13 protein-coding genes are annotated in these 9847 nt (G+C 56.0%); 12 read left to right on the top strand and 1 reads right to left on the bottom strand.

Annotated elements, in window-relative coordinates; all coding sequences use genetic code 11:
• The 12 genes from ABYP39_RS14635 to ABYP39_RS14580 form a co-directional block, all read left to right on the top strand.
• On the top strand, nucleotides 1-646 hold a 646-nt coding region (locus ABYP39_RS14635), incomplete at its 5' end, for a type II secretion system protein GspD (protein ID WP_372783240.1).
• Nucleotides 647-654: 8 nt separating this feature from the next.
• Nucleotides 655-2121: a type II secretion system ATPase GspE gene (gene gspE, locus ABYP39_RS14630; RefSeq protein ID WP_372750208.1), complete on the top strand. Its 1467-nt coding sequence runs from the start codon at nucleotides 655-657 to the stop codon at nucleotides 2119-2121.
• Nucleotides 2108-3325 (top strand): type II secretion system inner membrane protein GspF, encoded by a 1218-nt coding sequence (gspF, locus tag ABYP39_RS14625; RefSeq protein WP_372783238.1) that lies wholly within the window; start codon nucleotides 2108-2110, stop codon nucleotides 3323-3325. Before gspE ends, gspF begins: the two co-directional genes overlap by 14 nt.
• 23 nt (nucleotides 3326-3348) lie before the next feature.
• The gene (gspG, locus tag ABYP39_RS14620; RefSeq protein WP_372764460.1) at nucleotides 3349-3771 is read left to right on the top strand and encodes a type II secretion system major pseudopilin GspG; all 423 of its coding nucleotides are present in this window, start codon (nucleotides 3349-3351) and stop codon (nucleotides 3769-3771) included.
• Nucleotides 3752-4255, top strand: coding sequence for a type II secretion system minor pseudopilin GspH (gene gspH / locus ABYP39_RS14615; protein WP_372783236.1), 504 nt, complete (start codon nucleotides 3752-3754; stop codon nucleotides 4253-4255). Before gspG ends, gspH begins: the two co-directional genes overlap by 20 nt.
• Complete coding sequence (gene gspI / locus ABYP39_RS14610; RefSeq protein ID WP_372749143.1) at nucleotides 4252-4608, top strand: type II secretion system minor pseudopilin GspI; 357 nt, start codon at nucleotides 4252-4254, stop codon at nucleotides 4606-4608. Before gspH ends, gspI begins: the two co-directional genes overlap by 4 nt.
• Entirely contained in the window at nucleotides 4605-5234 is a 630-nt protein-coding gene (gene gspJ, locus ABYP39_RS14605; protein WP_372749142.1) for a type II secretion system minor pseudopilin GspJ, read from the top strand. Before gspI ends, gspJ begins: the two co-directional genes overlap by 4 nt.
• Nucleotides 5221-6195, top strand: a complete 975-nt coding sequence (gene gspK / locus ABYP39_RS14600; RefSeq protein ID WP_372749141.1) for a type II secretion system minor pseudopilin GspK — start codon at nucleotides 5221-5223, stop codon at nucleotides 6193-6195. Before gspJ ends, gspK begins: the two co-directional genes overlap by 14 nt.
• Entirely contained in the window at nucleotides 6192-7376 is a 1185-nt protein-coding gene (gspL, locus tag ABYP39_RS14595) for a type II secretion system protein GspL (RefSeq protein WP_372783234.1), read from the top strand. The genes gspK and gspL overlap by 4 nt, the downstream gene beginning before the upstream one ends.
• Nucleotides 7373-7867: a type II secretion system protein GspM gene (gene gspM / locus ABYP39_RS14590; RefSeq protein ID WP_372749139.1), complete on the top strand. Its 495-nt coding sequence runs from the start codon at nucleotides 7373-7375 to the stop codon at nucleotides 7865-7867. Before gspL ends, gspM begins: the two co-directional genes overlap by 4 nt.
• Nucleotides 7864-8577, top strand: coding sequence for a type II secretion system protein N (gspN, locus tag ABYP39_RS14585; RefSeq protein ID WP_372783232.1), 714 nt, complete (start codon nucleotides 7864-7866; stop codon nucleotides 8575-8577). The genes gspM and gspN overlap by 4 nt, the downstream gene beginning before the upstream one ends.
• Nucleotides 8540-9337, top strand: coding sequence for a class I SAM-dependent methyltransferase (locus tag ABYP39_RS14580; RefSeq protein ID WP_372783230.1), 798 nt, complete (start codon nucleotides 8540-8542; stop codon nucleotides 9335-9337). Before gspN ends, ABYP39_RS14580 begins: the two co-directional genes overlap by 38 nt.
• 3 nt (nucleotides 9338-9340) lie before the next feature.
• On the opposite strand, the gene ABYP39_RS14575 is transcribed toward ABYP39_RS14580, so the two are convergent.
• A partial coding sequence (locus ABYP39_RS14575) for a M20/M25/M40 family metallo-hydrolase (protein WP_372783227.1) occupies nucleotides 9341-9847 on the bottom strand: 507 nt, incomplete at its 5' end.

Here is a 9847-nt window from a genome sequence, read left to right as displayed (position 1 = left end):
GCTTACCCTCGATAACCAGGAAGCGTCAATCCTGGTGGGTAGCGAAGTACCGGTGATTACCGGGTCGACTGCCAGCTCCAATAACAATAACCCCTTTCAGACCATCACCCGTCAGGAAATCGGTATCAAGCTGACTGTAACGCCCCAGATCAATGAAGGGGATGCAGTACAGCTGAGCTTGGAGCAGGAAGTTTCCTCCCTCAGCGGACTGTCAGCTTCAGACATCATTACCGACAAACGGACCATTGCCACCACTGTGCTAGTCAATGATGCGCAGACTATTGTGCTCGGTGGTCTGATTGATGATGACATTCAGGAGTCGACGGAGAAGGTGCCGATTCTGGGAGATATGCCTATTATTGGTCGTCTGTTCCGTGCGGATCGAACCCAGAAGGTCAAACGTAACCTGATGGTGTTTATTCGCCCGACTATCATACGAGACTCGGAAACCCTCCGTGGCCTGTCGAGCGAGAAGTACAACTATATCCGCGCACAGCAGATACTGATGCACGATGGAGGCATCAATCTGTTCCCGGCCGCCAAAGCGCCGGTATTGCCGGTGTGGACTGGGCTTGATCCCTCACCGGCGGGCATGTTGCCGGAGCTTGAGGCCGAGGTTGATCCTAACGACATGCCCGAGGATTAAGGACGCGTATGCTTTCCTACTCCTACGCGCGCAAGAATCAGGTGCTTTTAAATGAAAGCACCTTGCTCTACTGCAGAGATACGCCGCCGGAGGCTTTGGCCGAAGTGCGGCGAGCGGTTGGCAAAGAGCTGGCGGTAGAGCTGTGTGAATCGGCTATTCTGGCCGAGAAGATCAATGCCAATTATCAGCAGCAGTCCGGTGCTGCCGGAATGGAAGCGATTGGTGATATCAGCAACGAGGTTGATCTCGACAAGCTGATTGAAGAAATTCCCGAATCACAGGACCTGCTGGAGTCTCAGGATGACGCACCGGTTATCCGGCTCATCAATGCATTGTTTGCCGAGGCCCTGAAGCTGGGCGCGTCAGACATTCATATCGAAACTTACGAAAAGACCATGTCGGTGCGGCTGCGGGTAGACGGCATTTTGCAGGAAGTGCTCAGCCCCAATCGTCGATTGGCACCGCTGCTGGTATCGCGTATCAAGGTTATGGCTAAGCTTGATATTGCTGAAAAGCGGGTGCCTCAGGATGGTCGGGTTTCGCTGAAAATTGCCGGGCGGTCGGTGGATGTGCGAATCTCCACCATCCCTTCAAGTTATGGTGAGCGAGTGGTTATGCGCCTGCTGGATAAACAGGCAGCTCGCATTGATCTGACGCATCTCGGTATGCCCAAGGGCACACTTGATCGCTTTACTCAGCTGTTGAAAAACCCCAACGGTATCATTCTGGTTACCGGCCCCACGGGCTCGGGTAAAACCACTACGCTCTATGCCGGTTTGACCCTGCTCAATGATCGCGTGCGAAACATCCTTACGGTAGAAGACCCTATCGAATACGCCGTAGATGGTATTGGCCAGACCCAGGTGAACAGCAAGGTCGGTATGACCTTTGCGCGGGGTCTGCGCGCAATATTGCGGCAGGATCCGGACGTGGTCATGGTGGGCGAAATTCGCGACGGTGAAACCGCAGAAATTGCGGTGCAGGCCAGTTTAACCGGTCATTTGGTGTTATCTACCCTGCATACCAACAATGCCGTTGGCGCCATTACCCGGCTGGTAGATATCGGGGTAGAGCCCTATCTGATTTCTTCCAGCCTGAAAGGCATTCTTGCCCAGCGACTGGTGCGCAAATTGTGCAGCACCTGCCGCGAGCCGCACCCGATGGATGAAGCAGAAGCGGCACTGCTGGGCGATCGATCATTGGCAGGCAGCACCGCCTACCTGGCCAAGGGCTGCGAGGAATGTCATCACACTGGTTATCGTGGTCGCAGCGGTATCTATGAACTCTTGGTCATTGATCGTAAGGTCAGTGAGCTGATTCACAATGGCGCTGGTGAACAGGCCATTGTCGACGCCGCTAAGGGCCACATGACTCGACTGTTAGGCGAGGGACGCCGCCTGGTGCTGGAAGGCGCCACCAGTATCGACGAGGTACTGCGCAGCGTCCGCGAGGATACCGCTGATGCCGGCGTTTGATTACGTAGCCCTCGACGCCAATGGCAAGCGTCAGCGAGGCATTCTTGAGGCAGACTCCGACCGTTTGGCCCGACAGCAGCTGCGCGAAAAGCAGCTGATACCGGTCGAGGTCAGCGAATCGAGGAAAAAGCAATCAGGTAAAGCTGAAGGGTTTTCCCTGTTTCAGGGTATTGGTGTCAAAGACCTATCGTTGTTTACCCGCCACCTTGCCACCCTGGTACAGTCTGGCATCCCGCTTGAAGAAGCTCTCCACGCCACCGCGCGTCAAACCCGGCACCGCCGACTGCAGTCGGTTGTAATGAGTTTGCGCAGCCGGGTTTTGGAAGGGCATACGCTTGCCGATGGTTTGCGTGATTTCCCGCGGGTATTTAACCCTGTGTACCGCTCATTGGTGGCCTCTGGTGAACAGTCGGGTGATCTGGGGCAGGTACTTGATCAGCTGGCGGACTATACCGAAAACGCCCAGCAGCTGCGGTCTACGGTGGTGCAGGCAATGGTTTATCCATTGGCACTGACCGTGGTGGCGGTGCTGGTTATTGGTGTGCTGATGATCTACGTGGTGCCTAAAGTGGTAGCGCAGTTCGATCACTATGGTCAGACCCTGCCGTTGTTGACACGCGTGCTGATCAGTATCAGTGAGGGCATGGCGGCATACTGGGTGCACTTTCTGATTCTGCTCGGTCTGCTGTTTATGGCCGGTCGCTGGTGGCTGCGCGATGAAAGCCGGCGCCGGCGTTTTCACAAGCGCCTGTTGCGGGTGCCGATAGTCGGCGACGTGATTCTGGCGGTGGACTCGGCGCGTATGCTGCACACCCTGGGAATCTTGCTGGCCAGTGGTGTATCGCTGATTGAAGCCATCAAGGTCGGCTTGGGCACCCTGAACAACCTGCATCTGCAGGAGGGAATGGCCCAGGTGGCAAATGATGTCCGCGAGGGCAAAAGCTTCAGTTTTGCGCTACAGCAAATGAATGAATTGCCGCCGATGGCGGTTTATATGATTACCAGCGGCGAACAGAGCGGCGAGCTCGATACGATGGTACGTCGCTCAGCGGACAATCTCGCGCGTGAGGTTGAGGCGCAGGTCAGTATCATGACCAGCTTGCTTGAGCCTCTGCTGATCGTCGGCATGGGCCTGGTTGTCGTATCGATTGTGCTGGCCATTCTTATGCCCATACTGCAATTGAATAATCTGTCCGGATTTTAGAGAGGTGTATTGTGAGTAGCGTTTTGAAAAGCCGCAGACAAGCGGGTTTTACCCTGCTGGAAATCATGGTGGTGATTGTCATTCTTGGATTGCTGGTGTCGATCGTTGCGCCCAATGTGCTGCAGAACCAGGATCGCGCGATGGTAGAAAAAGCCAAAGCCGATATCGCCATGCTCGAGCAGGCACTGGATATGTACAAGCTGGACAACCACACTTATCCGACGACAGACCAGGGGCTGGATTCACTGGTTAATAAACCTACGTCCTCGCCCGAGCCGCGTAACTACCGCAGCGACGGTTATATCAAGCGCTTGCCGCAGGACCCGTGGGGCAATCAGTATCAGTACCTGCAACCGGGCGAACACGGCCCCTATGACCTGTACTCCACAGGCGCCGATGGAGACGAAGGCGGAGAAGGTCTGGCTAGTGATATCGGCAACTGGTAATACGCCACGTTACCAGCGCGGGCTGACCCTGCTCGAAATATTGCTGGTTGTGTTGATTATTGGATTGCTAAGCACCGTTGCAGTGCTGACCCTGCCCACAGATAACAGTCAACGTGAGTTGCGCCAGATGGCGGAAAGGATGACGGCTTTCTTTCGTTATGCCCGGCAGGAAGCTGTGTTTACCGGCACTACCCACGGTGTGTTGTGGCGCGAAGGTGAACCGCAGCTGGTAAAACGCTCGGTGGAGGGCTGGGAGATTCTGGTTGATGACCGGCTTGTAAACCTGCAGCAAGCGGCATCCAGACACCCCATGTTTCTTGAGCAATCCAAGCAACGGCTCGATCTTTCACAAGATTATGAAACCCCGCAGATTGTGTTCACTAACGATGGTCAGGTATCCCCGTTTACGCTGATTATTCGCGGGCCAGAAGGTCTTGAAGTCAGTCTGGATGACAGCCTGTCGCTGGCGCCGGAGGAGCAATGAGGCAGCGCGGCTTTACCCTCTTGGAAATCATGGTGGCGTTGCTGCTATTTGCGCTTGGCGCGGTATCGTTGGCCAAGGTAATTGGTGGTGGCGCGCGCCATGTGGATGAACTGGCACGACGGCAGTTTGCCTCACTGCTTGCCCATAATCAGATGGTGTTAATTCAGCTGGAGGGACGTATTGCCAATGACTCCGGCACCGCCATACAAGGGCCATTCGAGTTTCATTGGGAGCTGAATGTTAACAAGACGGATACGCCGCAAATTGTGCGGCTTGATCTGGATGTAAGGGATGATCCAGAAGATGCTCCACTGGCGAGCCTGAGCGCGTTTAGCGGGCAAGGTGGGTTGTGAAGCGACAGAGCGGCTTAACCCTGATCGAATTATTGATCGCCATTGCCATCATGGCGGTGCTGGCAATTCTGGCCAGTACCTTGTTGGGCAGCTCCCTGGAAAATCAGAAGCACCTCAAGCAGAGCAGTCGTAGCCTGGAAGATCTTGGCTTGTCGTTAACACTGGTGCGGCGCGACCTTGAGCAGATGTTAAACCGGGTCGGTCGCGACCAATATGGTGAGAAGCAATTGGCACCCTTGCTGAGTTTTGCCGAGGGTGATCAGTTTCTACTGGAGTTTACTCGCGATGGCCGACGGTTGCTGCCGGGCGAACAATTTGCCAGTTCGCTGGAGCGCATCCGCTATGCTATCGAAGAGAACAAGTTGATTCGCTACAGCGCTGCGGTGCCAGATCCCGCCGCCAATACCGAGTGGCGCAAGCAGGCTTTGCTGGACAACATTGAGGCGATCAATTTCGGCTTTCTCAATGAGGGCAAGTGGGAGCGGCAGTGGCCCCCGGAGAGCACGGGATTGAACACCAGCCCGGTAGCGTTGCCGCGCGCGGTTTCGCTACGCATCGAAACGCGGCAATGGGGCGTGGTGGAATTGCTGGCCTTGGTAGCGGGGGGTGGCAATGTATCCCCGTGAACGTGGCGCCGCCCTTATTTTTGTTCTGCTGATTATTTCAGTACTGTCGATTATCGCGGTTCAGATCAACGAACAATTGCGATTCAATGTAAAACGCTTGGATAACCAGCGGCAGAACGGCCAGGCCTACTGGTACAGTGTCGGCGGTGAGCAGTTGGCGCGGGCACTGTTGGAACAGATCGAAAAAGACAAGCCGGTGCACCTCGCGCAGCCCTGGGCCACCGAAGATGCGGTATTTCCCATCGAGGGAGGCGTGCTACAGGGACGTGTTGTTGATGCACAGGCCTGCTTCAACCTGAATAACTTGCTGGTGGTTCGCAACCCCGGTGAAGCGCCACCGGCAGAAACTGTCTACGAAAAGCAGTTTACGGCGTTGTTGGCCAGCCTCGGGTTTGATGCGGTGCGGGCCATGCAGTTGCGAGATCGCATACAGGATTGGCTAGACGCCGATTTTCAGGTCAATGGGCTCTATGGTGCCGAAGATCTGGATTACAGTGACCGGGATCTGGCATTTCAGTCGGCCAACGGATTGATGGCGGCGGTCAGCGAGTTAAATCTTCTGGTGCAGTTGAAGCCTGAAGAGCTCGATGCACTGTCTAACCTGCTGTGTGTGGTTCCGGAAACGGCTACGAAAATCAATATTAATACCTTAAAGCCTGAACAGGCACCCTTACTGGTGATCCTGTTGAATGGTGTGCTCAGTGAGGAAGCGGCGACACAGCTATTGCAGCAGCGCCCGGAGCAGGGCTGGGAGAGCGTTGCTCAGTTTCTCGAAGATCCCGCGCTGGCGGGGAAAACTCTACCAGAGGATTACCGGGACAAGCTGGCTGTGCAGTCCACCTTCTTTCGTGCCACAATTAACGTTTTATATTATGACACCCAATTCAGCCTGCAATCACTGATGGAAGTGCAAGATAAAAAATCGCGTGTCTTGTCACGCCGCTATGGAGAATTGTTTTGAGCGCCGTATTGTTGCTCAACCTGCGAGCCCCGGATGATGGTGAATGGCTGCTGTGGGACACTGAGACTGGTCGTGCCAGAGAGCAGGGCCAGCTCGGTGCGCTTGCTGAGTTGGAAAAACTCAAAGCGCATACTCGTCAAACACCTTGCCATGTGTTGGTGCCGGGCGAAGATGTGGTTCAACTGCAAGTAACGCTACCTGTTGCTGGTGCCGCGGCGCAATCGGCGTTGCCCTATCAGATAGAAGAAAAGCTCAGTGTTGATCTGGGCGAAGTGCACCTTGCCCATGAACGCATACGCGCTAACGTACCGTGCGAGGTTTGGGTGGTAAATCACGAGCGCATGGCCCACTGGCATAGCTGGTTGCAGAACAGCGGATTGCGGGTTGCGACTGTCATGCCTGATTATGCTGCGCTGCAGGATAACTGCGTGGTGCAGGATGAAAACCGCGTGCTTGCTCGTATCAAACATCGGGGCGCAACGCTGGAAACGTCGTTGTTTTTGCCTTGGCATGCATTGCAAAACGGCGATGCGTCAGAAGACTCCAGCCTGCGTCTGTATCAGGTGGTGGATGCAAAGCCGGCGGTGACGAATGCGGCACCGTCACACGCGAAGACGGTTCTCGAAGCGATCGCGAAAAATTTTGCGGCACCGGCCAACAGTTTGTGCCAGGGGGCGTATGCCCTGCACGATCCGGTTGGCGATGCGTTGCGTATGGTGCGTTGGCCCGCGCTGGCCGCAGCTGCGGTACTGCTACTGCACTGGATTTTGCTGGCGGTCAGTGCCATGCAATATGGGCAGCAGGCGGATCGTTTTGATATGGCGGCGGATGAGGTCTACCGGAAAACGTTTCCCGGCGCCAATCGCGTCGTAAATGCGCGTAGCCAGATGAAAAGTCAGTTAAACGCGCTGGAAGGTACTGGCAGCGGCAACGGCCTGTTACCCTTGCTCACGCCAGTGGCCCAGGCCTTTGAAGGCCAGGCAGAGATTTCGGTGACGCAATTGGTCTACCAGAATCAGAGCCGAAATTTGCGACTGGCTATCGACGCGAGTAATTACGCTGCCATCGATGGCTTTACCACCCGATTGCAGGGGCAAGAACTGGATGTGGGGCGCGGAACCTTTCGTCAGAATGGTGAGATGGTGAGCGGGCAATTGATAATTTCGCGGGAGCCCCAATGATGCAATGGCGAGATATTGACTGGAAACTCAGTCAGCGCACAGCACGGGAGCGGCAGATTGTGTTTGGCGGCGTCGCGGTTGCTATTCCCTTGCTGGTCTGGGCCCTCATCTGGCAGCCACTGCTGGACTGGCGAGCCGACGAGGCGCGCCGTTTTGAGGCCAAACGTCAAACGCTTGAATGGATGCACGGTGCGGCGGCTCAGATAGAAGCCTATCGCAAGGCCGGGCGGGCATCGGGAAATCGCATTGCTGGCTCGCCCGAGCAGGTGATTACTCGCAGCGCGGCTAGTTTGGGGCTGTCTGTGTCGCGGATCGAACCCAGTGGCGATCGTCGCTACAACGTGTTTTTTACCACAGCGGATTACAAAAACTTTTTGCGCTTTGTGGATCAGTTACAGCAGCAGGGGCTATCAATCGAATCACTTACCATGGGGCAGTTGCCTCAGCCGGGGCAGGTCTCCGTTCGGATGACGCTGGAGTCGGCGGCGTGACGATCAAACGTGCAATCCTGATATACGTTGTTGCCTTGCTGGTAACCTTGCCGGTGACATTTCCCGCAGCGCTGCTCGAGCGCTTTGTGACCCTGCCACCCAATATCAGTCACGCGCCACTGAGCGGGTCTGTCCTGGGAGTGAAGCTCGACTGGCTACAGATTGGCCCGCTGCGCTTGGCTGATCTCGAGGCTCGTCCGGCGCTGGCTGGATTATTGTCCGGTACGCCACTGAGCATTGTTATCGGCAAACCACTACCGCTCAAAGCCAAGGTGGGAGGCGGCGGCGATACCCTAGTGCTTGCTGAGGGTCACTCAACCACGCGTTTGGAAACGCTGCTGCAAATTCTCGGCTTGCCCGGTGTCGGGGTGGATGCGTTAGTCGATGTCGTCGTGCATCAGGCGAAACTGGTACGGGAGCGCTGCGAGGAGCTGGACGGAACGCTGACGCTGAGTGATTTTAACGGCGAGGATTTTGCCCAGCTATCGGAGGTAGCTGCGACGCTTAGCTGCGCCAATGGTAATCTGGTCGTCACTGTATTGCCCGAAAACACGCTGCGGCTATCGGGTTCTGCAACCATCACACCCAATGGCCGCTATCAGGTGGATATGACAGCTCAACCCCCGCAAGGCCCTCTGTTTGACCTGTTCACCGATTTTCTTGGACAACCCCGTGACGGACGCAGCTTCCAGATTCGCTTCCGCTCCTGAGGCGATTGTCTGTCACGAACCTCCCTCCCAGGCTGTAAGTGACATCGCCCGCACTTTGGCGATTCCCTGTGTTGCAGTTGACCAGCTTGCTGCCGACGCTAGCGGTCTGTGTTTACACTGGCAATCGGGGCAGCTCGCGCTGGGCCGGTTTTTCGGCAAGGAAAAGCCGGTTGCTGTTGATTTTGTTGCTGCCCTCAGTCAGCGTCGCCAAGGGCCGGAACTGCTGTGGAAAGCTGTTGCCGGCGGCGCCAGTTTTAAACCCGCCGTGGTTGATGCGACCGCAGGTTTTGGTCGCGATACGTCGGTGTTACTGGGACGCGGCAGTGTAGTCAGTATGATTGAATCTCATCCGGTAGTGGTTGCGCTGCTGGGTGATGCATTGCGCAGGCTGCGGGAAGACCCTCGGTTTACTGCAGTAGCTCAAGCGGTGGCCCTGTATCCGGCAAGGGCAGAAGATTTCCTTGGGTCACTAGCGGCGCAAGGAAAAGCGCAGGTAATCTACCTTGATCCGATGTTTGCGGCATCAGGTAAATCGGCGCTGGCGAAGAAAGATATGCAGCTGTTCCAGCAGCTTATGGGGCATGGCGGCGATGGCAGTGAGTTGCTCGCCACAGCCCTGGAGTGTGCTGAATACCGCGTGGTCGTAAAGCGCGCGCTTAAGGCAGCACCGCTGGCAGGCCCAGAGCCCGGCTTTGCGATTAAGGGCAAAGCCGTGCGGTTCGATGTTTATCCACTGAAAAGCCTGAAATACCTTCCCTGAAAATTATCTGACCAGATTTTCCAGTATTCCCCGATAAATCTCGCTTAAGGCTTCGATATCTGAGGCGCGGGCGCATTCGTCTACCTTGTGAATGGTGGCGTTTACCGGACCGAGCTCAACGACCTGGCTGCCAGTCGGTGCAATGAAGCGACCATCTGAGGTGCCACCGGCGGTGGAGAGTTTGCCAGGGTAGCCGGTAACGGCTTCGATGGCTGCGACAGTCGCGCTGACCAGTTCGCCCTCGGCGGTAAGAAAGGGCTGGCCGCTGAGATTCCACTCCAGCTCCACGTCCAGGCCGTGCCGGGCTAGGATGGCTTCAGTGCGTTGTCTCAGATCCTGATCGGTGGTTTCAGTGGAAAAACGGAAGTTGAAAATCACTTCCAGGGTGCCCGGAATCACGTTAGTTGCGCCAGTCCCAGCCTGGATGTTCGAAATCTGGAAGCTGGTGGCGGGAAAATGGTCGTTGCCCTGATCCCATTCTGTGGCCGCCAGTTCGGCCAGTGCGGGTGC

The organism is Litorivivens sp., from assembly GCF_041625495.1.
In the GTDB taxonomy this organism is placed as follows: Bacteria; Pseudomonadota; Gammaproteobacteria; order Pseudomonadales; family Spongiibacteraceae; genus Litorivivens.
The sequence above is the reverse complement of the archived record's forward strand: the minus strand, read 5'-3'. Positions and strand labels throughout refer to the sequence as shown.